We start from the raw sequence: 22,282 nt of genomic DNA on the forward strand, positions 1-22,282 counted from the left end.
GGTTCATTATATAGAGACCAACTTTGAAGGCAACCAAAATCCGTATAACGAGTACGGATTGACTACTTTTCGACTACTCTACAACAAGGTGTTCGTGCTACATAGGAGGGAAGTAAGAAAACGGTAAGGAGAACACAATATTCAAAGCGTTAAACCAAGAAAATGTGCCTTTCAAAGAGACAGTGGCTCGGCATACTCAAGAGAAGGAATCGCAGCAAAGCAGCCGATAAAAACGCCGCTTTACTGTCTACACTCAACATTAATAAGTATTTTTAAATGCCTTTATCGCTTGTAAATGATGAGAGATTTTTTTGAACTTATGAGACTGAGTTTCATCCCAAATGATTTGATAGTGTTTTTCTAGCTCAGCTGCCGTTTTCGAATTGTCATGCACTTCATCATCTTTAGAGAGAATCACTAAGCAGTGAGCTTGATTTTTCGCTCGGAACTGATCAACACATTTTGTTGCGATATCTTCGTACTCTTCTGGACGATCGATTCGACCAGCCATCGTTTTTTCTGGGTGCAAGTTCGGGTTGAACATCACTTGCTTGATACCGCATAGAAAACCAATTCGCTCAGACCAGTAACCACCTAAACCAACCCCGCAGATTAACGGGTTTGGGTCATCAGATTGATCGATAACTTTAGACACTTCTTTTAACAAGTGTTGCATGTCGTGCTTTGGGTGAAGGGTGCTGTAATTGATAAAACGAACGTCGTCGTCGATAAATTGCAGTTGAAGAACTTTTTCGTGGTTACCCGGGCTTGTACTGTCAAAGCCGTGTAAGTAAATAATCATGTGTACCTCTCCCTGTGTGTATCTGGTACTTTTATTAAAACTACCACTATTTCCTTACTGTTAAAGGGGAAAATATCACGAGTTCTCAAAACAGTGATCTTCCATACACAATGAGCCTTTCAACTCATACGCACTGTTTAAGTATTGTTCATCTCCCCACAATTTATAGGCAAGTAGATACCAGAGCATCGCCATCACCAAGGTTCTTGGTTGCCAAGCTTTTACACCTCTCAGCCAAAGAGACACATCTTCGACACCTCGAATTTGGCAATACTGCTTTACCGCTTCTTCCACAGGCGAATTCGCGACCTGAATAGTTAAGGTCAAATCAAGCCTAGGGTCAGCAATCCCGGCATACTCCCAATCAATGACTTTCACCCCATTCTCTCCTCGCACTAGGTTGTAACACCCCAGATCGAAGTGACATAGGGCCAGCGGAACAGGTGCAACGTTCGGTTCCGTGCGCCACTTCATGTACAAAGCCTCAAACTCCGTCCCCACATACTGACCACCAAGCTCAAGCCAATAATGATCGATGCGAGAAATATATGAAAATGGAACCAAAGGAATTGCGCTTATCGGATATTGATGAATCTTCGCCGCAATGGATAATAAATTGCTTAGTGCTAAGCCTGACTCCGTCAGAGCCTCTCCTTCTATCCATTCCACCAGCAACCCTTGCTCATGAATAAAAACTGGCTTGGGGCCAATTTCCAATGAAGAGACTGCATTCAGCACTTGATATTCACTGTGACGAGAAATTGAAAAAGCCTTGCAGACATGACTGGTCGGTCGCCAGATGTATGCAAGGCCTTGAGAAGATTCCAACCGCCAACAACGGTTGGTGAGCCCCCCGGTAACAGTTTGTACTTTTACCGGAGGCTCCGTAAAGAAGCCATCGAGAGCGTTAAGACTCGGATCTAACTGTTTTGCTTGTTGCCAAGAAAACCATGCCATTGATGACTTCTCCACCCTGTTCGATTAAAGACCGAATAGGCTCTTAGATTGCGCTTTACGAATTTCAGTTTCATCCGCCCACTCAATCAAACCTGTTTCTAGGTCCATTAGGCGCATGGTCATCTTGTAGTATACATCTTTATCGCTACCTGCATTTTTCACAATGCTAGATAGGTTGCCGTAAAGCATGTATTGAGCACCAACCATTTTACCAAATTGGATAGCTGTGCTTTGGTTAACAAGCTCATCCGTGTTTTGGAAGTTAAGTTGTTCACGCACAGACTCAACACGATCCATATCAACAAAACGGAACTTACCTGAGTTCAACATCTTAGTAGAGATCGTGTCAGTAATGGATTCAGTGTCAATATGTTCACTGGTTTTGTTCTTAATTCGCTCAACAAAAACGATAGGACGTTGGTCACGAGTAATTGCTGCTACAGAGCCCGACATCATCATGCTATCCACCATTTCAGCCGCGATTTTTTGTAAATCTGTTGAGCCAAAATCGATAGTCGTGGTTTCTGTTGCTTGCGCATCGCCGTAAGAGACTTTGTTAGAACAGCCACCTAAAATGACGGCAAGACCTAAAAGAGCAATAATACTTTTTTTCATGAGAGTTCCTTAGTTTTTCAATACCAGCGCATCGTTAGCGCCGCAGCTTCGGCAGAGCCGTTAAGATTAATCGTCTTGTGCTTCTCTAATTTGCACACGGAATTTTGTGCCATTTGGATTCACAGTAACTTCAGATAACGTGACTTGCTCAAATCCTCGCACAATCATTTTTCGCCACGGACCAGGTTTGGTATTCACTTCTAAACCATTGTTGTCATACCAATAAAATCGGTAAAGAATGTGCTGATCACCTTTGTAATTGCTACTCAGCTGCACGACTCCTCGTGGGCGATCATCAACGTAAGTGGTGGTGATGTTGTCAACTAATAAGCGACTACCTAAAACGTTATCATTAAAAAATACTTTTTGCGTTTGGCCATCAATTCGAATACCAGCCGTGTTTTCGGCGCATCCAACTAAACCAATAGCCATTGCTAAACAAACAAGCCATGCTTTCATTACAGTCTCCCTAGCTGTTTATGCCACACGGTTGAGTGTGCTCCCTGACGAGATACCCATACCAATGTAGTCTGCTGTGCAGGCACTTCAAACTGATAGGTTTGATCACCCAAGTTTAAACTTTGTGTTCCCGGTTTCACGATTTTTGAAGCCGTTTTCACTTGCGCTGGCAATGTTTGCCAACTTCTCGTATCTGGCTGTTCGGTCAATGTGTTCCATACATTGAAAAGTATGTTGCCCACATCATCGCCTTTTTTCGCCGCCTCTTTTCGGATTCGATCTTTTGCCCAAACACGAAGAGCTTGACGGATCACTATTGTAGTAAGACGTTCATTAAGATCGTTTTGCGCCATCGCATTAACATCAGTCAGCGTACTGGAAGGCAATACCTGACCATTTAAAACAACATCGCTAAAACGTTGAGCACCTCGGTTCTGATAATAAGGAAGCGCCAACGAATAAATCGCGCCATTATCGCGACTGTCGTAAATTGGTAAATCAATACGCCACCCTTTCATCGCCTCAACAACACCCTGCTCATCAATAACGATGACTCGCCCTTGTGACTGAGTTAATCCAGAAGGTGCTTTACCATACCGCTTCTCTAGCATGCGCAAGTCTTCACGCATGCCCAGCTTCTTAGCAGCGTATAAGGTGCTTTCCACAACTTGCTTGTTGTCTGGCATTACAGCGAGTGCTCGTCGGTAATCAACATAAGCACTGTTTAAGTCTCGCGACGCTTCATATAACAAGCCAGAAAGATAGAACAGATAACCATTTTGTACCGCGCTTAGTTTTTTACCAGCATCAGGGTAGTTCGCTAACACACTGCCTAAATTGGCAGACATGCCTTGCTTGTTAAGGTCTTTCTCTGCTGCTTTTAGCTCTTTTTCACGCGCCTTTCTTGCCGCTTCCTGAACTTGATTAGCTCGACGCACTTCAACTAGTGCTCCTTCTAAATCGTTTTTCTGTAAGTAATTTAGTCCTAGATACAGGTGCAAAAAGCCAAGTTCGTAATCGGCGGGATGATAGTCTTGGAGATTGTCGTTCACTGCGAGAGAGCCGACGCTCGTTGCCGTGTCTGACACAGATATCGTCGCTCGATCTTGTTGGACACGTACGGCACGATCGCTGCTTTCTAGCGCATTCAAACTTGTCGGGTAATCTTCAGCAAGAAAAGAGATGCGACCTTTTTCAAAATTGCCAAGTATCTCGCCACCCACTTCACTTGATTGAAGTTGTTTTGCTTTGGCATATTCCCCTGCAACAACGGCTTGATAAACTTCTTGATTCTGGTTGCTGTAATGACTAAACAGATTGCCCGCAGATAAATTCGCGCAGCCAGAGGCCATTAAAGCCCAGCTCATCAGCCCTAACAGCTTTACACCTAGTTTCACATTTATCTCCACAAATGTGTCATTCGACAGGAAAAAGAAGTGGGTGAATCACCACCCACTTTTAAAAGCTTAGCTCAATACCATTGGACCTAGAGGGCGGCCGCCTAGTAGGTGCATGTGAATATGGTAAACCTCTTGGCCACCATGTGGATTACAATTAACGATCAGGCGATAGCCGTCTTCAGCAATACCTTCTTCTTTCGCTAACTTTCTAGCAACAGTGAACAAACGCCCCATCATTGCTTCATCTTCAGCTTCTACATCATTCGTTGTTGGGATCAGTTTATTCGGAATAATGAGAATATGGCTTGGTGTGCGAGGGTTAATGTCGCGAAACGCAGTCACCAAATCATCTTGATAAAGGATATCGGCAGGGATTTCCTTGCGAATAATTTTACTAAAGATCGTTTCTTCCGCCATGAGGACTCCATTTTATAAACGTAATTAGACCCCAATTAGTATGCGCCAACCAAAAGCGGAGCTCAATAAAAACAGTGTTCACTTAACATTATTAATCAAATGCTAATTAACGAAGCTTTTTTTGTCGTATGCGTCATAAAATGCGCGTCACAAACTGAATACAATCCAATGAATTTTGTTACTTTTTTAAGACAATTATTATTTTTATACCCAAGTAAACTCAAAAATGCTTGGGTAGCTTGTCTATTTTTGGGAGAGGAAGCTCACTTATGCGAGGTTCAGTTATTAAAAGGATGTATGCCGGCTTTGCACTGATCATCATCCTATTTGCCGTCACAATTGCCATTATGATGGGAGGAATGAGTGATATTCACGGAAAATTTGGCACGGTTTCTAAATCATCCCTACCGTTGGTATCGTTATCTAATCAAACCAGTGTTGAGCTGCTTTCTGCCGACAAATCATTTAAAGACTTCCTGACGACAGAGAATAAACAACGCATGGATGAAATGCGTCAGGAATTTGCTAGATCTCAACAGCGCTTCGAATCCACATTGGCTCAACTGAAAACCGCAAGCCAAACCTACCCTTCTCTTGCCGAACCGTTTTCACAGTTAAAAACGTTAGAGCAGAGCTATTTTACAGAAGCTCTAGAGGCCATGGACAACTACGAAGCAATGTTCGCGGCTCAAGAAGAAGTGCAAAAATCCTCACGCCGCTTCCAAAAACTGAATACCGAACTGTCGGTTGGTCTTAAAGAATATGTGGCAGATCAAACCAGCATTTCTGTCAAAGTCATGGCAAAGAGCTACTTTATCAAGTTAAAAGATGCCGAAGTAATTACCTCTGATGCCCTCGCCAGTTCCAACCCTGAGTTTGTTACGCAAGCCGTGGCTAAAAACCGCAAAGCAGTAACGCACTTGAATTACGCATTCCGCGGGTTGGTGACTCAGCTTCCTGAGCTAGAAAAAGCATTTGGCGAATCTGTAGAGCAATTTACTCGTGACGTCGGTATGCGTGGCGGTGTGCTAGACCAACATAATAATTACCTCAATGCTCGCGCCGCTTTGTATAACAATATCGCCAACCTAGCAAATAAAGTGGATTCAACCATGGCGATTCTTGAGCAATTTACGACAACCGCAACAGATAAGCTCAATGAATCATTGGCAGATGCAGGTGACATATATTCGGCGGGTGTAACGAAAGCCATCATCATTGGCGTTATTGTCGTTTTACTCGCGACAGCGATTGGCTACCACATCGCACAAAGCGTTCGCGAGCCGTTGACTCGTATTCTAAAAGTGTTAGAAGGCCTGACTGAAGGTGATATGACACAGCGTATCGACATTCGCTATAACAACGAATTCAGCCGTGTGAGTGGACACATTAACTCACTCGCCGACAACCTTCACGAGATCTTGGTGAAACTCAACGAAGCGTCAGAAAACCTATCGTCAACCGCGACAACCAACGAACGCACCTCTTCGCAAGCACAAATTAAATTGAGCTCTCAACGCGAACAAACGGCAAACGTCGCTACCGCGATGACAGAAATGTCCCATTCAGTGCAGGAAGTCGCGCAAAGTGCGCAATGCTCTCTAGAAATGGTGCAACGCGTCGAATCTGCCTCTGAAGAAGGCAGAAATGTTATGAGCAGTAATATCTCAACCATTAATCAACTAGAAACACGTTTGAACGAATCGGTTTCCGCAGTTTCTGAGCTACAAAAAATGAGTGGTCAAATTGGGTCTATCCTTGATGTGATCCGCAACATTGCGGAGCAAACCAACCTACTGGCATTGAACGCGGCAATTGAAGCGGCTCGCGCTGGTGAACAAGGTCGCGGCTTCGCGGTAGTGGCAGATGAAGTACGAGTACTCGCATCAAGAACGACTCAATCAACCACTGAAATTGAATCCATGATCAGTAATCTGCAAGCTAGCTCGCAATCGGCGAACCAAGTCATACAAAGCTGTATGAGCGATATGGAGATGTCGGTTGAGCAAGCATCAAAAGCGAACAGCTCAATGGAAGAGATCCAGGCGCTAATCATCGAAATCAGCCAAATGAGTACGCACATTTCACAAGCAGCAGCAGAGCAAAGTGAAACATCAACAGACATTGCTCGCAGCATTGAAGATATCAACAGTATCGCCGATGAAAGTTTCCAAGCCATGTCGAGTATCGCACAAACCAGTGAATCACTGACCCACTTGGCTCATCAGCAAAATGAATTGGTCCACCGCTTTAAGTTATAAATACTTTATAACTAAGAGCATTAATTAGTGCAATCAACTGTATAAGGGCGACTTTTTGTTAAGTCGCCCTTGTTTTTTGTCGGCCATGTCTACATATGATTAATAAGGCCAGCTCATCCCCTTGCACAACTCTTTTCGAGCGGCCTCATAAAAAGGAAAATCTATGGCTGTTCATGTTGGTATTATCGACCAAGACCCAGTGAGATTGGTCACTCCTCTATTAGATAATCGTACGCTAAGCACACATATCGTCTTCATCGGAGACAAGAGCCAGTTAGATATATTTGACCGACTGAGTGCCGTTTTAGATCAACGAGAAATTACTTCTGAATTTTTTGAAATTCCATCCGCTGTTAATACATCTCTGATCAAACAAGCAATTCAAAAATTGGCAAAAGACCTCCATGAACGCGGCGAAGATGTAAAATTGAACGCGAGCTGTGGTCTTCGTCATCGCTTGTTGTCGGTGTACGAAGTTTTCCGTACCTATCGCTGGCCAATTTTTGTGGTAGAGCCTAGTAGCGATAAGCTTTGTTGGTTATACCCTGATGGCAAAGAAGATACCCAAGTCGAAGATCACATTACGATTGCAGATTACCTCACTATCTTTGGTGCACGCGGCGAGTTTCACCACGTTGATTTACCACCTCTTCTTGATAAAAAATTGTATGAACTTGGTGAACGATGGGCCTCAAATGCGCTTGAGCTTGGGCCAGGTCTAGCAACACTTAACTACCTTGCAACCACATGCCGCAAAGAACAAAAGCTTGATGTCGAGCTCTCCGAAAAACAGCAGGGCTACCGTGAGCTCAACATGTTGCTTTCAGATTTAGTAGAAGCAGAAATCGCCACCTATGAGAATGGCGTTTTAACGTTTGCAGATGAAGATGCTCGACGCTTTTCAAACGGTGAGTGGTTAGAAACTTTGGTTCACAGCACCGTGAAGCAAATCCAAGACACCATGCCGACGATCCAAGATCGATCGTTAAATGTTCAGGTTTATCGCAAACTTGGTGAAAGTGAAGTACGCAATGAGTTAGATGTCGCAACAGTTGTAAACAATAAGTTGCACATCATCGAGTGCAAAACCAAAGGCATGAGAGATGACGGCGACGATACTTTATATAAGTTAGAATCGCTTCGCGATCTATTAGGTGGCTTACAAGCGCGCGCAATGTTGGTGAGCTTCCGTCCTCTTCGTCACAATGACATTACTCGTGCTGAAGACTTAGGGCTAGCCCTGATTGGCCCTGATGAGCTTAAAGATTTAAGAACGCACTTAACTGCTTGGTTTAAAGACGCGGGCGGTTCAGACGAGATATAGTGCCATTAAGAAAAGCTAAAATTCACAACGATAAAAAGCAGCATTAATGCTGCTTTTTTTATACCTAAATTTTAGCTGTACGCATTTCTATAACTAGAAAAAAACCAAAGGTTAGCCTCTGGTTTTTTCTGTTTGTTTAAATGCCAACTATAGGGGCTTAAAGCATTTTACGCGCTGCTTCTACAACCACTTTAATTGAACGCGCTTCCGTTTCTTTCAGAGTTGAATGATCTGGAATCTCTTTTTGTGTACGGTTGATGATAACACCTGCCACACAACCCGCTTTTAAACCAGAGCTCGCACACATTGTTAGCAGTGTTGCAGACTCCATCTCGAAGTTAAGTACGCCCATGTCTTGCCATTCTTGCATAGAGCCTTGGAAACGCTTAACAACACGACCAGAGAACGTATCGTAACGTTCTTGACCAGGGTAGAACGTGTCGCTTGATGCAGTCACACCCATGTGAACTGTAGCGCCAGACTCTTCTACCGCTGCTTTCATTGCGGTTGCTACTTCAAAGTCAGCAACTGCTGGGAATTCCATAGGAGCAAAGTGTAGGCTCGCACCGTCAAGACGAACTGACCCCGTCGTTACGATCATGTCACCCACGTTTACATGCGGTTGAATTGCACCCGTTGTACCAACACGTAGGAAAGTACGAACACCAAGCTGTGCCAATTCCTCAACTGCGATAGAGGTAGAAGGACCACCAATACCTGTAGAACAAACCACAACAGGTTTACCGTCTAGCTCTGCACGGTATAGCGTGTATTCACGATGGCTTGCTAGAAATACTGGATTTTCCATTTGTTCTGCGATTTTTTGAACACGCGCTGGGTCACCAGGAATGATCGCTAGAGTCGCACCATTAAGATCAGCTTCAGTAACACCTAAATGGAATACAGCTTGAGACATAAGTCGCTCCTTATTGTGGCTTATTTTATGAACAATAAGCTCATTAATCAGTTATTGGGTACAGATGCACTGTAGCGAACCTTTCACCAACATAGAGTGATCACAATCACAATGACAAAATGTAATGAAAATGAAATTTCAAACAAAACTGGTATTGATCACACTTTAGGGGGCATTAAGTCATTTTGTTGCATAGCAATGCGTGATTTCAAGGACGAGAAAAACGTCTGATCGCATCAGGTGAATACGGTTAAAAAAAGCCCGATACACGAATGCCTCGGGCTATTAATGAGTGGGATCATTGGTTAGGTCAGTTATTTGATCTGTTTGGACTCAAAACGAAGTAATCTCAACGCATTCAATGTCACCAGTGCTGTTGCACCACTGTCAGCTAATACTGCAACCCACAACCCAGTAACCCCAAGTAAACTTGTCACTAAGAATACACCTTTCAAACCTAGCGCTAACGCGACATTCTGACGAATGTTACTTAGCGTCGCACGCGACAGTTCTATCATGGCAGGTAGCTCAATCAACCGGTTGTGTGTTAACGCCGCATCAGCAGTCTCGAGCGCAACATCCGTACCGCCTCCCATCGCAATACCAATGCTCGAAGCTTTCATGGCTGGAGCATCATTGATACCGTCTCCCACCATCGCAACGGTATGTTGTTGTGATAGTTTCTCGACGTAATGCACCTTGTCTGCAGGTAACAAACTCGCTTTATAATCCAAGCCTATTCTATTTGCCATTGCTTCTGCACTTCTCGGGTTGTCACCCGTTAGCATCACCGACGTGACCCCAAGTTCCTTCAACATTGCGATGGCTTGCTGGGCATCTGAGCGCAATGTATCTTGCCATGCGATCACGCCAATGACCTCGTCATCGTAACGAACAATGACAACCGTTTTACCTTGTTGTTCCAACGTAACCACTTGCTCTTTGGCTTCTTGAGAAAGTGGAAAGTCTGCCTTTGAAGGCGTGACCACTTGGACCATTTTTCCATCGACGTAACCAGTGACACCAGAGCCTACTTGCGCGGTTTTATCCAACGCTTCAGGAATAGTAAGCCCCTGCTCTTGCACTTTGGTAACTAAAGAAACCGCTAGAGGATGACTTGAACCAACCTCGATTGACGCAGTTAGGCTAAGTAACTTGTCTTCATCCATATCAAAAGCAAAGACGTCGGTCACTTCTGGTTTACCTTGCGTCAGTGTCCCAGTTTTATCAAATGCGACAGACTCAACCTTGCCAAGCAACTCAAGCGCCGCTCCACCTTTGATCAATGCGCCCCGCTTAGCCGCTGCCGCCAAGCCAGAAGTGATCGCCGCAGGCGTTGAAATGACTAATGCACATGGACAAGCAATCAACAGCAGGGCGAGTCCTCGATAGATCCACGTTTCCCACGGTTGGGCAAATAGTAATGGCGGCGTAACGATAACCATCAGAGACACCAACATCATTAGTGGCGTATACCAACGGCTAAATTTATCAAGAAAGCGTTCTAATGGTGCCTTACGGGATTCTGCTTCTTCAATCAAATGAAGAATTCGATCTATCGCATTCTCGCCCTGACGGGAAGTCACCTGTAAACGAACCACTTTATCGACAACCACAGCCCCGGCCATCACTTTGCCACCGGTTTGATGTTCAACGGGAACAGATTCTCCCGTTAACGCACTTTCGTCAAAACTCGCAAGCGCATCTTGCAAAACACCGTCGGCAGGCAAACGACCTCCGGGTGCGACTTCTATGATATCCCCTGGTTTAAGCTGCGCAGCTGGTACTTCTTTGCGTTCACCATCAATAATTAAAATTGAATTTTCTGGGACTAAGTCCATTAACGCCTGGACACCGCTTCGCGCGCGAGATGATGCATATGCTTCTAACTTTTCACCAATAAGGAAAAGCAATAACACCATTGCGGCTTCGGCGGTTTCACCTAAATATAAAGCGCCGAGCGCCGCTACACTCATTAACGTTTCAATCGCAAAAGGCGTACCGCTACGCGCCAACTTAAATGCTTTGAGCGCGATTGGGTATAAACCAAGTAAACACGTCAAAGTGAATAACCAAGCGCTTATTTGAGGGTCGATCTTAGAAATTACTGCCGCAGTAGCCATTGCACCAGCAATCGAGAGAATTTGGATGTTGTCTCTTATGACGCCAAGCCAGCCTTTCTTTGTAGTGCTTGGTTTTGGAGCATCAAGTGAAGAGAGCGGGAAACCCGTTTTTTGGGCTGTCTGCTCTATCGTAGCTATCAGCTCTAGACCATCAAAATCGACGACCAGTTTTTCTGTTGCAAACAAAACCTTGGCTTGGCTGACGCCTTGTAAAGACGTAATGGCTTTCTCAAGCTTTTGCGCACAAGATGGGCAATCCATACCTGACACAAGCCAAGCGTTCCGAACGGAGGAATTACTCTCCCTTGTGGGATCGTCTTCCTCGCCTGTGTCAACGCTGCAGCCTCCTCCACTACAGCAAGAGCTTTCAGAAACATCAACACTGGCCTGAGAGATATTGAGCGAAGATTTTACTGGCGCACAGCATGACTCGCTTGCACCAAGCGGCACCGCAGTTTTGATTTTGCTAGATTGGCAACCTTGATGTTTTGTACACATAATTTTTTCCTTATTGGTATCGGTGATTTACCTATTGCTAAGGATAAACCTTAGAGTAAGCTCCAAGGTCAAGATAAATTTGTACAGTTCGGCGATAGAAAATAAAAAAGACGCCGAAGCGTCTTTCCAAACCAGTTTAAAAGCAATATTCCGTAAAGTTTAAACAGAGAGGTTAAACGGGATGCTTAAAACACTCATTTAATGTCATTCCTATGGCACGCAGCACGTCTCTTCTTGTGATAACACCAACCAACTTACCTTTGCCATCCACCACTGGATACATTTTCGGCTTTCCAACTTTCATCATGTCAGCCAGTTCAATTACTGACATTTCTGGAGAAACAGATAAGACATCATCATGCATACACTCTTGTACCGTATGTGTATCTTGGCAGTGATAACTTGCTTTCACCAACTTATCTAATAAGTCTTGCTCCGATAAAAACCCAACCACTTTTTCATTTTCATCAATGACAGGGCCACCTAGTGTGACACTTTGCATTACTTTGTTTAAAGCTGCCGAAAGTGACATATCTTTCGTGAAAGTCACCGCTTGCAACGTCATGTAATCTTTTACTTTTAATGAATGCATTCTTATCTCCTTAAGGGCATTTTATTGCGGCCTTTAGATAAGTGTCGCCTAATTTCCTGATTTTACTAAATGGAAAGGAGTAATTTTATTTATAGGCACAGCCTATTGAACTAAAACAAAATTAACTCACCGAACAACATTCACTGTATTTCGTTAAACGCAAGATTCAGCCAGGCTGATTTTTCTAGGCAAAATACAACAAAGCCAGTCAATTGACTGGCTTTGTTATTATGTAATTGTTGCGTTAGCTATGTTGGCGGCGCATGTTGTCTAAAATAATGCCAGTCGCCATCGCGACATTCAGTGATTCGGCACCGCCAAACGCCGGAATCGTGATCTTATCTGTCACGAATTTTGCTGCGGCTTCACGCACACCATGAGATTCGCTGCCCATCAACAAAATACCTTCAGCAGCGAAATCCGTTTTATGAACGCTCTCTCCTTCCAAAAACGCGCCATATACTGGCAATTTGGCGTGTTCCAAGTAACTTGGCAAATCCACCAAACTCACTTGTACGCGGCCAAAGCTGCCCATGGTCGCACTGATCGTTTTAGGATTATAAGGATCAGCACAATCTGTACTCGCAATAATGTGCTTGATGCCATACCAGTCTGCAACACGAATAATCGTACCTAGATTACCAGGGTCGGATACACCATCTAGCGCAATCATCAAGCCTTTCGCTTGAGGCTCTTTTACACTCGGAATTTCAACCACAGCAATGGCCGCATTATTGCTCACAAGCGTGCTCGCTTTGGTCAATTCATCAAGCGATGCTTCAACACAATCAAAACGATTTAGCGTACCAGCATTTTGTTCGAGAAATGCCGCTGTTGCAAAAACCTGCTTCACCTTCAATGAACTACTTGCTAGCTCTAGTACGTTCTTTTCACCCTGAACTAGGAATAAGCCATGCGCTTTACGCTGTTTCTTTTGACCTAAAGCACGAAGCAGTTTTAATTGGTTTTTTGAAATCATTAAAGTATCCCAGGTGAAAATGGTTATTCGGCGAGTGTACCCTAAACAATCTTCACGAAAGTTCGGTATCGAGCGGATGAGATTATAAATTATACCTAAATAACCTCAAGAAGCTTGATCATCAGAAGACGTTGAACACCAAGCGTAGCCAAAATAAAAGAAGGCTCAAAAACGAAAAAAGCCCTGCGATAACGCAGGGCTTTCAAAGGGTGGGACCCCAGCCACATCCCGGCACACAAGTCACACGCTGCGGCTGCTTCCTTCCGGACCTGACCGAGTTCACGAGCTATTGTTGCGAGAGGACCAGAGCCCCATAATTCTTTTCGAGAGGTCTTGCCTCAATCGATGGGGCGATTATTCAGTATCAGCTCTCATAATGCAAGAGCAAAAACCTTGAATTTCATCATTTCATTACCGTTTGAACAAAACTCGATCAATTCATTCCTTTATGATGAAACCGTGCAGTCACGATAAGAGGAGTCGTGCCGTGAGGACTGCTTACTCATGTACATGTCTTCATCAGCCAAATGCATCGCTTGCTCTAAGCTCATGTGCCGTTCCCTTTTTGCAGAGAAACCAATAGAGATACTTATAGACTCCAAATCACTACATAATTTGCCTTTCACATCGATTCTACTGAGCTCTCTCATTGCTCTAGTTAACTCGGCTTGCGTAGGATAACCCAGTAATATGAACTCATCCCCTCCAATTCGATAACATCTTCCCGACCAGACATAATGAATTTTTAGCGCCAGTAGTTGTAAAACTTCGTCCCCAGCGCGATGACCATAAGTGTCATTGATTCGTTTGAAATGATTAATGTCTAAGTAAAGTATGGATAGATCTTTGTTTACTCCTTTTCGATACTTTACTTGCAACGCACGACGATTCCTTAACCCTGTTAAGTTGTCAGTGTTCGATTGACGGTAAAGATAAAGCGAAACACAAATAGCAAACAATAATACAAAGATAAACACAGCTTGTGTTTGCGTCGCTAATCGAATCTCATATTCAAGTGCGGTACGCCAATCTGGGCGTACATCGTACTGAGCAATGATCTTATCAACTTCTAACATCGCTATCGCTCGACTGAAGAAAGGCGCAAGCATGGCTCCTTTTTCATTCGCGACCAATCCAACAGAGAGTTGTGACTCATAAAACTCGCCAATAGCGGTATCCTGCTCTATCGGAACCAATTCACTGAGACGTAAAAAATGATTGAGCATCGCCGTATCCATCGGAATGTAATCGACTTCTTCATTTAGTAGCCCCTGAATGAGCTCTTGTTGGGTACGATAACGTTTGAGTTCTTTTAGCGGTAACAGTTGCGTCATCATTTGATCGAAAAAGTCATCCTTAACTACGCCAATCCGCTCAGATATCAACTGTGAAACATGAGAGTATGTGCTCGGTTTGTAACCTAAACGCTTGACCATCACCGATGCTGGCGCGTAATGGGACTTTGGAAAGTAGCTAAATGCGCGCCGCTCACGGCTGACCGTTAACGGCGCCAAAATTTCGAAATTACCTTGGATAAACTCATGGTACATAGAACCCCAGCTTTCACCAGGCTCACTAATGATCAAGCAGTTTAAAGCCAAGATCTCACAGCTTCTCAGGACTACATCAGCCGTCATCCCTTCGACACTACCATCTGCGTTGTATACAACATATGGAAAGATAGATTCCAGCTTAATCCGTATTGGTTCATTAAAATCAAGGGGTAATAAACGAATAGAATCACGCAACGCTGCTCGCCTTAATTCAAATTGATACTGGGAAATTTCTTCGCGAAGCTGCTTTTGCACCGCTTCCCCGTGAATAAACGTAGCGAACGTGTCCAACTCTTCAAGATGATGATCTTTTTTACTGATGATGGATACGGGCTTTATCGAAATCTGATCATTGAGCATCTTGGCGTCAAACCCCTCCATCAGCATCGGCTTGAGCTGGTTAATGGCATCGACAACGCCATCCACAGCACCTGAACGTAGCAGTGTTACTGCTTGTTCGTGACCTTGATAAGAGATCTGTTCTAGCTCAGGGTAGTGTTGTTTAAGTAATTGGGCATAAACTGTATCTTTGGGGACGCCAACACGCGAAATGTCACTCAACGTCGAATCTTTTAAACCAAAGAGGTAGGTATATTCGATATTTGTTGGGCGGGAATAACTAAAACGTTGAGCACGTTCTTGTGTGTAAGTGATATTCGCAGCAAAGTCAGCTTCCCCATTCGCTACTGAATTTAGAATGGCATCAAAGCTGGAGTAGTTCACGTATTGAACGGTAAAGCCAAACTCCTTTGAAGCAGCATTGAAAAGAACACGAGTGACGACATCATCCGCTTCAGTCGCGACTTTATAATGAGCAATTAAAGGGGCTTCGGCTTTTACATTCAAACTCAAGAGGCAACATGCAAAAAGCAACAGTGTTCGAGCAAAAGTTGTCATGACAAACTTATCTTAAATCAACCACTTATATTGTGGTTATTATTATTGGAAGTGTAGTAAATATGAAATGAAGAACATATACTAATCTCCATTTTGTTCCACAACCAATTCGATACTCTGCCGCACATGTCACTTTTTACCTGACTAAAAACTCATAATTCAGCCTGTTCATCGCTACTACGTAAAATATAGTCAGTCATCCAAGCCGTCCCTAACAAACAGATCCAAACCACGAAAACAGGGTTTGGCACATCCGTGGTCGGGCTGACGACTAAAGCGGCAAAACCCACAGTCGGCAATGTCCAACATAATAATTTGCTCCAACGAATGGTATGTTGAAGCTTCGCAAGTGCTTCCATTGACGCTAACATTCCCGTCAAGCTTAACGCCATAAGAACGGCGTACGGTAGGCCTGCAATCCACAATGGGAGCAACAAAAACAACGGCCACCAGCTGTGTTTATTGGATGGCGTCCAATGCGCAGCCGACCACCACATCGCCATAACCGCAATGGTTTGAACCACTGTAACCCAAGCAGACCCATCCAGCTTACCGCCTTGCTGTGTGACCATAAGACCAACTTGCAGTGTAAGTACAATAAGACCAGCGGTGAGCAACACGCCTAAAGAGCTTCTACGAGAAAACACCACCATTAAAAGTGGGAAAAGGATCAAAACACCAACCGACAAAGCAATTGGCTGCATTGAGAGTGTCGCACCAAAAGCCATCATCGCGCCCAGTAATACTAGGCCAGCGAACCCACCTTGTGGCAGAACCCACAGCGCGGGGATCATAAGTGCAAGAACGGGAATGTCACCCTCGCTCAAACTCATCGCCCGAACGCAGACAACAGCGAGTAAGGTCGTAACGAAAAATTGAAGTGTCGATAAAATCATAGCGCCTCCTGGCTTCCCCACCTACTTGGTAACTCAACGGCAAAAACTGGGATTGAAAGTCGTTGAGAGGGTCTAGATTCAAGCTTAGCTTGCGTTTGCTTCATGCTGTTTAAGGCTCATCAACCAACGACACTAAAGAACAGAAAATGTAATTCTTCAAAGTGAGTCGCTGGCAACACAAGGGTTAAGAACCGTTAGCAATATACAAGTCCAATGGTTTACCATTCCTTAGTAATCCAAAATAGACACTTTTGAGTATGGACCAATTTTTAGCGCAAATCTTTGCTGTAATTCACCAAATTCCAAAAGGAAAAGTCTCCACCTATGGGGAAATTGCAAAAATGGCCGGTTATCCGGGCTATGCGAGACATGTTGGTAAAGCACTGGGTAACCTACCAGAAGGCAGCAAACTCCCCTGGTTTAGAGTGGTAAATAGCCAAGGAAAAATATCTTTAAAAGGCAGAGACTTAGAGCGACAAAAAAAGAAATTAGAAGCAGAAGGGATTGAAGTCTCGGAAGTTGGCAAAACTTCACTTAAAAAATACAAATGGCAGCCTTAAGCTGCCATTTTTTGTTCTCACTACGTCGTATTAACGTGTTCCAACTAGACGAATATCTAATTGGTGAGTTTGTGCTTCATCTGTAATAACACCGTTATGTGTGTCGCTGATAAAACGCAGCTTTCCATCTACCTCAATGCGAGCACGAACGCTGTAACGATGGTTTGGTTTGATTTCATTGCTGTCGTAACTCAACTCAAAAGAAAGAGGAACTTGCTTACCTTCCGTTTCGAATGTCTGTTTCGCCAACACTTTTGCTGGCGCATCCGCCAAGGACACATCTTCTAACGCAATAGTAACCACTGCGTTTGGTGGCAAGGCAATCCGCTCGCGATAAGCCACTGTACCTGTAATCGTCTTCATTGACGCTTCTGTAGATTCCATTTCTGTATTTTGAGAAGTTTGGCAACCCACTAACGCAGCCCCAAAGAGTAGAGAAGTAACAAGTAGTAGTGTTTTTTTCATATATTCCTCGAAAAGAGCATTAAACCGAGGCAATTATAGGTGTGGAATATAAAACTGTCTGCTTCCTGTCACTTTATTTGACAATAGTTTGACTGAGTTAGAATTTATCAAACAATTGATTTTGTTTCATAATTGGAACAATACTATTTCTAAGTTACTCAATAGTTCTTAACTATGCCACTTCACAAGAGTGAGGCTGTTGAGGTAACTTGGAATGAAAGACAACGGTGAGGAGACACAATGAGTAAACCACTACGAGAATTGCTCAGCCTACTACAACTCGAAAAATTAGAAGAAGGCTTGTTTCGTGGCCAAAGTGAAAACCTAGGTTTGCCTCAAGTTTATGGCGGTCAAGTAATTGGGCAAGCACTTTCTGCTGCGCGCTACACCGTTGAAGAAACACGCACGGTACACTCCTTCCATAGCTATTTTTTGTACCCTGGCGATCCAGAAAAACCTATTATTTATGATGTAGAAAATCTGAGAGATGGCCGTAGCTTTAGCACTAGACGCGTAAAGGCAATTCAAAATGGACGCCCTATTTTTTACCTAACCGCATCCTACCATGGCGATCAACCTGGGTTTGATCATCAAAAAGAAATGCCAGATATCCCTGGTCCAGAAAACTTTGCCTCAGAGAGTGAGCTCGCAAGCCATATTGCAGAATTTCTACCCAAACGCTTACGCAAAACATTTTGCGGGGAAAAGCCAATCGAAACTCGCCCCGTTACGGTTATCAACCCTTTGAAGCCCAAAAAAGCAGAACCCAAACAGTACCTTTGGATTCGTGCTAATGGTGAAATGCCAGAGAATCAGCTAATTCACCAGTACCTTCTGGCCTACGCATCCGATTGGGGATTCCTTGTAACAGCAATGCATCCACATGAAGTCTCATTAATGACGCCTAACTTTCAAGTGGCCACCATTGACCACTCTATCTGGTTCCATCGCCCGTTTAAGATGGATGAATGGCTTCTATATGCGATAGAGAGCCCAACGGCGAGCAATACTCGTGGGTTGGTCCGTGGCGAAATATACAACCAGCAAGGTCACTTAGTGGCGACCGCCGTGCAAGAAGGGGTGATGCGCTACACGAAATAGCTCGTGTTCGTTACACGAAAAAAGGAGTGCTGTTCCGCACTCCTTTTTTAATGGGTATCAAACGATGATTAATTTGGTTGATACTTCATGTTAACAACCGACCATTCGTAAAGTGATTTCGGGTAACCATATTCACCTTTCCCGTAAATGACATTTGGGTCGGCATAGAATCCACCTTTATTCGTTGCTAAAAATTCACGAACCCCACGACGGTAAGTAATCACAGGTGCAACTAACTCATACTCTACCTTTTCCATCTTCGAGTCATCAATTATTAAGAACCGAGTCATACGAATCGTGCTGCCGCTGGTGCAGTCCCCTGGGTCATCATAGTCAATTGCTTCAAAAGGCTTGAGATCATCTTCGAACAGCTCTGATGTACATCCATCAAATCGAGCTAAGTGTACCCACGCTCCTTTTATTAGAGTTTGGTCATCGTTACCCACCGGCTTGAATGCAAGTAGTGCAATCTTACCTTTGCCGTATAATTTCAATTCTTCGTCCGTTGGCTCACGCGCTGAACGAACGTTCATCAAACCAAACTCACTTTCTTCTAAGTTAGAAAACTCACGTGCATTTAGCGTGCTAAACAATACTGTTTGTTCAGTTTCAAGCAATGTATATTGATCCGCAACACCTTCATCTGCAAAGCTTAGATACAGCTGGACTTTCTTACTTTCCAACGCTTTGTAATCTCGAGATTCTCCTTCCGAAACGTCGAGAGAAATCCAACGTCTTTTTACTGGTGGGAGGTCAAGTAACGTCAGCTCTTCCTTATCAACATCTAATGAAGCGACTCCTTTAATTGTTGAGCTGGATATTTGATAGCTGCGGTTTCCTATTGGTGTACCAAAATCTAGCTTAACCTTTTTAAATGGTTCAAATTCCACCTTCATTGTAGAGGTACTTAAACCAGGGTGCTTCGCTTTGTTAATAGTGCCATTTACGACGATTGTTTTAGCTTTGTAGTTGCGTCCAGTAAGAGTAACCTCTACTTGGTACTCGCCTGCGTGCAGGATTTTCAAACGCCCCGTATCAGGGGAAACTAACTCGACCACAGGATCTTTTTGGTTAATAAGGCGGTAACTTGCCTTCGCAGTCCCACCACTCATCACTGGTGAGATAACACTACCAGCGGAGAATTCTACCGTTGGGTAAGTAACCGATACAGGGTTTGTGCCTTGTTTAATCGTGACCGAGAAACTACTTTCACCCGGATCCACTTTGTCGTCCCCCGCATCCGAAACAATAATTTTTGTGCTACCCGCGTTAAGAATTTGCATGGCACCCGTTTGGCTGTTTAAGGAAACCACATCTGTTGCTGCGTTGTCTGCAAATCGGTACGTAACTTCCCCAACCGTACCAGAGATTTTCGGCGCAACAAATGTTTGTCCAACCTTCCAAATCTCTTCCACATCGGATTGAACTTCAATTCGGCTCGGCGCACTCAAAATTGTCACGTAGACTTTTTGATCTGGACCAACGGTATAATTCGCGCTCTCTTTTCTGCGCACAGTTAGCGTCGCTTTACCCGCTTTATACACATGGAGACGTCCTTCACTAAAACCACCGACAACATCTGGTGCGGTGTTATCTACAATCTCAATTTGCTCGTCAGCACTCAAACCAAAATCACGGTGAAGATCAAAACTGTATTTGTTGCTGTATACAACGTCATAATCGTGCGTTGCCATGGGTTGGCCTTCAGCCTTTGCAACTTTAATGACAACATTAAATTGAATAGGTTGGTAGAACTCCCCACCATCGTCTTCAAACTTAAGGCCGTACTCACCCGCAGTCACTACCTCCAACTTGCCGTCAGTCATTCGTAAGCCATTAGGTAAGCTGCTAACTAGATTTACGTTACCTTTTTGCCCTTTAAACGCCAGAGGGATTGAAAGATTTGGTTGATAGGTAAGCGGCATTTCAATGTCTTTTATAACGGGATGAGGCGCACGATTAACTTCAAGATCAAAACGAGTTTTGCTTGCAGGATAATTACGCATATCATGCTCGTAAATTTCCACTTCAGCAGCACCAACACCTTTGATCAGTAATGCTTCACCATTTTCTGTTTTAGCAACAACGTCTTCACCACGAATGATTCTCAGCTCATAGTCACCGTAGGCGTTCGTCACCTTAGGGAAAATTCGTCCACCTTCCTCATAAGTTGTGACGATATCCGCTGCGCTGATTTCTTGACGCTTGCCTTGTTTTACATCCACAAAAAATTGCGCTGTTTGCTGTTTATCCAGAAACGCGTCGCTGTAAGTTGCTGTCGCTTCAACCGTTAATTGCCCAACATTATGAACAAGAAGCAAACCCGTTTCAGGGTCTAGCAACTCGGCCACCTTGCTGTCTGGTACGCTATTTATAATTTTGTAAGAAATACGTTGCGTTTGAGCTTTATCTAGACGCACTGGTTCTAACGTCAACCCTTCTCGATACTCGTCTTCAAGCAAAGCGAACTGTAATTGCCCCGGAGCTACTGCATGCAGTTTAACCGTAGCGCGAACTTGTTTCGGCAAGTAAAAGTCGTTACCTGAATCAGTAATCAGCACCGATGCCTGACCAACTGAACCTAATGAATATACCGAACCGTTCTCATCAACACGAATCAAGTTATGACCACTTTCTACCTCATAACTCAGTTCGCCTTTTTGGCCACGGACGATCAACGCTTTTCCTTCTGACTCAATCGCATTGAAATTCAGATCACTCACTGAAAGTTCAGTATTGATGCCTCGCTCTACAGTGACAGAAAATCTTGCTTCAGAAGATTCATAAGCAGAGCTACTATCTGTAGCAAGAATCGTCGCCGTTCCTGGGCGCAGAATTTGTAGTATTCCTGAGTCATTAATTTTCACGACATTTGGCGGATTAGAGTCAATGACTTGGTAAGATACCGACCCATGTACATTGCTCAGTTTTGCTTCAGTAACCGTTCCCACTCCTTCAAACTTCAACACCGTGTCTTCCACTTTTAATTGCGGACGGTTCTGCTTTGTTACCGTAGTTGGTGTCTTCGTATTGTTCGGCTTAGAGTCTCCCCCACCGCCACAGCCAGCGAGTAAAGCTGCGAGAAAAAGCAAATAGTAATTTCTGTTCATTTTTAGTAATACTTTGTTACATACAAGATGGGGCGATAATAATACGATGTTTTATTAATCACTATCCCCATTTTTGAGCACTTTATTACTTAAGTAATTGCTACTGTATTAATCCTAAAAACAAATACTCAAAAATAGCGACCAAATTACATGAAAACACAAAAAGCAAACGTTTAAATCAAACTCTTCCATTAATTTAGTAAAAATTAATATTCAATAAAATAAAACATGAAAAATAAAGAGAAAAAATTGCGTTATTTTTTCTTTCATTATGATGTATAGGATTAATGGACTGTAAAAACAAATGGTTAATGAAAAATAGAAGAGAGAATAAATATCGTTTATATTTATAAAAAT

General features: G+C 43.7%; 18 protein-coding genes and 1 other RNA gene. 4 read left to right on the plus strand and 15 right to left on the minus strand.

The annotated features are described in order from the left end of the window. Positions 1 to 259 precede the first annotated feature (259 nt). From ycfP to hinT, 6 genes are all read right to left on the minus strand, one after another. Complete coding sequence (gene ycfP / locus R7R78_RS20580) at positions 260 to 802, minus strand: alpha/beta hydrolase YcfP (RefSeq protein WP_005378464.1); 543 nt, start codon at positions 800 to 802, stop codon at positions 260 to 262. Positions 803 to 877: 75 nt separating this feature from the next. After that, positions 878 to 1,759 (minus strand): thiamine kinase, encoded by an 882-nt coding sequence (gene thiK / locus R7R78_RS20585; protein WP_149191934.1) that lies wholly within the window; start codon positions 1,757 to 1,759, stop codon positions 878 to 880. Positions 1,760 to 1,783: 24 nt separating this feature from the next. Next, a complete protein-coding gene (gene lpoB / locus R7R78_RS20590; protein WP_005378467.1) occupies positions 1,784 to 2,374 on the minus strand; it encodes a penicillin-binding protein activator LpoB in 591 nt (196 codons plus the stop codon). A 66-nt stretch (positions 2,375 to 2,440) separates the two neighbouring features. Further along, on the minus strand, positions 2,441 to 2,833 hold the full coding sequence (locus R7R78_RS20595; RefSeq protein WP_005378469.1) for a YcfL family protein: 393 nt from the start codon (positions 2,831 to 2,833) through the stop codon (positions 2,441 to 2,443). After that, a complete protein-coding gene (locus R7R78_RS20600) occupies positions 2,833 to 4,230 on the minus strand; it encodes a COG3014 family protein (protein WP_025766940.1) in 1,398 nt (465 codons plus the stop codon). Before R7R78_RS20600 ends, R7R78_RS20595 begins: the two co-directional genes overlap by 1 nt. A gap of 69 nt (positions 4,231 to 4,299) precedes the next feature. Continuing rightward, positions 4,300 to 4,650, minus strand: a complete 351-nt coding sequence (gene hinT / locus R7R78_RS20605; RefSeq protein ID WP_005378473.1) for a purine nucleoside phosphoramidase — start codon at positions 4,648 to 4,650, stop codon at positions 4,300 to 4,302. Between the two features lie 269 nt (positions 4,651 to 4,919). Between hinT and R7R78_RS20610 the strand changes: the two genes are divergently transcribed. Both R7R78_RS20610 and R7R78_RS20615 read left to right on the plus strand, forming a co-directional pair. Then, the gene (locus R7R78_RS20610; RefSeq protein ID WP_225474189.1) at positions 4,920 to 6,911 is read left to right on the plus strand and encodes a methyl-accepting chemotaxis protein; all 1,992 of its coding nucleotides are present in this window, start codon (positions 4,920 to 4,922) and stop codon (positions 6,909 to 6,911) included. Between the two features lie 163 nt (positions 6,912 to 7,074). Beyond that, positions 7,075 to 8,235 carry a DUF1887 family protein gene (locus R7R78_RS20615; RefSeq protein WP_005378476.1) on the plus strand — a complete coding sequence of 387 codons (1,161 nt, stop codon included), beginning with the start codon at positions 7,075 to 7,077 and terminating at the stop codon, positions 8,233 to 8,235. A 157-nt stretch (positions 8,236 to 8,392) separates the two neighbouring features. On the opposite strand, the gene udp is transcribed toward R7R78_RS20615, so the two are convergent. The 7 genes from udp to R7R78_RS20650 form a co-directional block, all read right to left on the minus strand. Continuing rightward, on the minus strand, positions 8,393 to 9,151 hold the full coding sequence (udp, locus tag R7R78_RS20620) for a uridine phosphorylase (RefSeq protein WP_005378479.1): 759 nt from the start codon (positions 9,149 to 9,151) through the stop codon (positions 8,393 to 8,395). A gap of 314 nt (positions 9,152 to 9,465) precedes the next feature. Continuing rightward, entirely contained in the window at positions 9,466 to 11,772 is a 2,307-nt protein-coding gene (locus R7R78_RS20625; RefSeq protein ID WP_017820006.1) for a zinc/cadmium/mercury/lead-transporting ATPase, read from the minus strand. Positions 11,773 to 11,944: 172 nt separating this feature from the next. After that, a complete protein-coding gene (locus tag R7R78_RS20630; protein ID WP_005378483.1) occupies positions 11,945 to 12,364 on the minus strand; it encodes a CBS domain-containing protein in 420 nt (139 codons plus the stop codon). A gap of 244 nt (positions 12,365 to 12,608) precedes the next feature. After that, entirely contained in the window at positions 12,609 to 13,343 is a 735-nt protein-coding gene (locus R7R78_RS20635; protein ID WP_005378485.1) for an RNA methyltransferase, read from the minus strand. 212 nt (positions 13,344 to 13,555) lie between these two features. Then, positions 13,556 to 13,652: signal recognition particle sRNA small type (gene ffs / locus R7R78_RS20640), an RNA gene on the minus strand. 137 nt (positions 13,653 to 13,789) lie between these two features. Continuing rightward, positions 13,790 to 15,793 (minus strand): GGDEF domain-containing protein, encoded by a 2,004-nt coding sequence (locus R7R78_RS20645; RefSeq protein ID WP_132936524.1) that lies wholly within the window; start codon positions 15,791 to 15,793, stop codon positions 13,790 to 13,792. A gap of 152 nt (positions 15,794 to 15,945) precedes the next feature. Continuing rightward, complete coding sequence (locus R7R78_RS20650) at positions 15,946 to 16,689, minus strand: hypothetical protein (RefSeq protein WP_005389942.1); 744 nt, start codon at positions 16,687 to 16,689, stop codon at positions 15,946 to 15,948. A 257-nt stretch (positions 16,690 to 16,946) separates the two neighbouring features. Here R7R78_RS20650 and R7R78_RS20655 point away from each other — a divergent pair, with 257 nt between their 5' ends. Next, positions 16,947 to 17,249 carry a DNA base-flipping protein gene (locus tag R7R78_RS20655; protein ID WP_005378570.1) on the plus strand — a complete coding sequence of 101 codons (303 nt, stop codon included), beginning with the start codon at positions 16,947 to 16,949 and terminating at the stop codon, positions 17,247 to 17,249. Positions 17,250 to 17,279: 30 nt separating this feature from the next. Here R7R78_RS20655 and R7R78_RS20660 read toward each other — a convergent pair whose 3' ends face one another. Then, positions 17,280 to 17,714: a YbaY family lipoprotein gene (locus R7R78_RS20660; protein ID WP_005378572.1), complete on the minus strand. Its 435-nt coding sequence runs from the start codon at positions 17,712 to 17,714 to the stop codon at positions 17,280 to 17,282. Between the two features lie 240 nt (positions 17,715 to 17,954). Between R7R78_RS20660 and tesB the strand changes: the two genes are divergently transcribed. Continuing rightward, positions 17,955 to 18,815: an acyl-CoA thioesterase II gene (gene tesB, locus R7R78_RS20665; protein WP_005378575.1), complete on the plus strand. Its 861-nt coding sequence runs from the start codon at positions 17,955 to 17,957 to the stop codon at positions 18,813 to 18,815. A 68-nt stretch (positions 18,816 to 18,883) separates the two neighbouring features. On the opposite strand, the gene R7R78_RS20670 is transcribed toward tesB, so the two are convergent. Next, on the minus strand, positions 18,884 to 21,925 hold the full coding sequence (locus R7R78_RS20670) for a cadherin repeat domain-containing protein (RefSeq protein WP_225474190.1): 3,042 nt from the start codon (positions 21,923 to 21,925) through the stop codon (positions 18,884 to 18,886). Positions 21,926 to 22,282: the final 357 nt, after the last annotated feature.

Source organism: Vibrio sp. 2134-1, from assembly GCF_033339495.1.

Bases quoted from the DNA above. Each gene is read 5' to 3' on its own strand.
- R7R78_RS20660 (WP_005378572.1), bottom strand. From the start codon at position 17,714: ATGAAAAAAACACTACTACTTGTTACTTCTCTACTCTTTGGGGCTGCG.
- udp (WP_005378479.1), bottom strand. From the start codon at position 9,151: ATGTCTCAAGCTGTATTCCATTTAGGTGTTACTGAAGCTGATCTTAAT.
- ycfP (WP_005378464.1), bottom strand. From the start codon at position 802: ATGATTATTTACTTACACGGCTTTGACAGTACAAGCCCGGGTAACCAC.
- R7R78_RS20595 (WP_005378469.1), bottom strand. From the start codon at position 2,833: ATGAAAGCATGGCTTGTTTGTTTAGCAATGGCTATTGGTTTAGTTGGA.
- R7R78_RS20670 (WP_225474190.1), bottom strand. From the start codon at position 21,925: ATGAACAGAAATTACTATTTGCTTTTTCTCGCAGCTTTACTCGCTGGC.
- R7R78_RS20625 (WP_017820006.1), bottom strand. From the start codon at position 11,772: ATGTGTACAAAACATCAAGGTTGCCAATCTAGCAAAATCAAAACTGCG.
- R7R78_RS20645 (WP_132936524.1), bottom strand. From the start codon at position 15,793: ATGACAACTTTTGCTCGAACACTGTTGCTTTTTGCATGTTGCCTCTTG.
- R7R78_RS20610 (WP_225474189.1), top strand. From the start codon at position 4,920: ATGCGAGGTTCAGTTATTAAAAGGATGTATGCCGGCTTTGCACTGATC.
- thiK (WP_149191934.1), bottom strand. From the start codon at position 1,759: ATGGCATGGTTTTCTTGGCAACAAGCAAAACAGTTAGATCCGAGTCTT.
- lpoB (WP_005378467.1), bottom strand. From the start codon at position 2,374: ATGAAAAAAAGTATTATTGCTCTTTTAGGTCTTGCCGTCATTTTAGGT.
- tesB (WP_005378575.1), top strand. From the start codon at position 17,955: ATGAGTAAACCACTACGAGAATTGCTCAGCCTACTACAACTCGAAAAA.
- R7R78_RS20630 (WP_005378483.1), bottom strand. From the start codon at position 12,364: ATGCATTCATTAAAAGTAAAAGATTACATGACGTTGCAAGCGGTGACT.
- R7R78_RS20650 (WP_005389942.1), bottom strand. From the start codon at position 16,689: ATGATTTTATCGACACTTCAATTTTTCGTTACGACCTTACTCGCTGTT.
- hinT (WP_005378473.1), bottom strand. From the start codon at position 4,650: ATGGCGGAAGAAACGATCTTTAGTAAAATTATTCGCAAGGAAATCCCT.
- R7R78_RS20615 (WP_005378476.1), top strand. From the start codon at position 7,075: ATGGCTGTTCATGTTGGTATTATCGACCAAGACCCAGTGAGATTGGTC.
- R7R78_RS20655 (WP_005378570.1), top strand. From the start codon at position 16,947: ATGGACCAATTTTTAGCGCAAATCTTTGCTGTAATTCACCAAATTCCA.
- R7R78_RS20635 (WP_005378485.1), bottom strand. From the start codon at position 13,343: ATGATTTCAAAAAACCAATTAAAACTGCTTCGTGCTTTAGGTCAAAAG.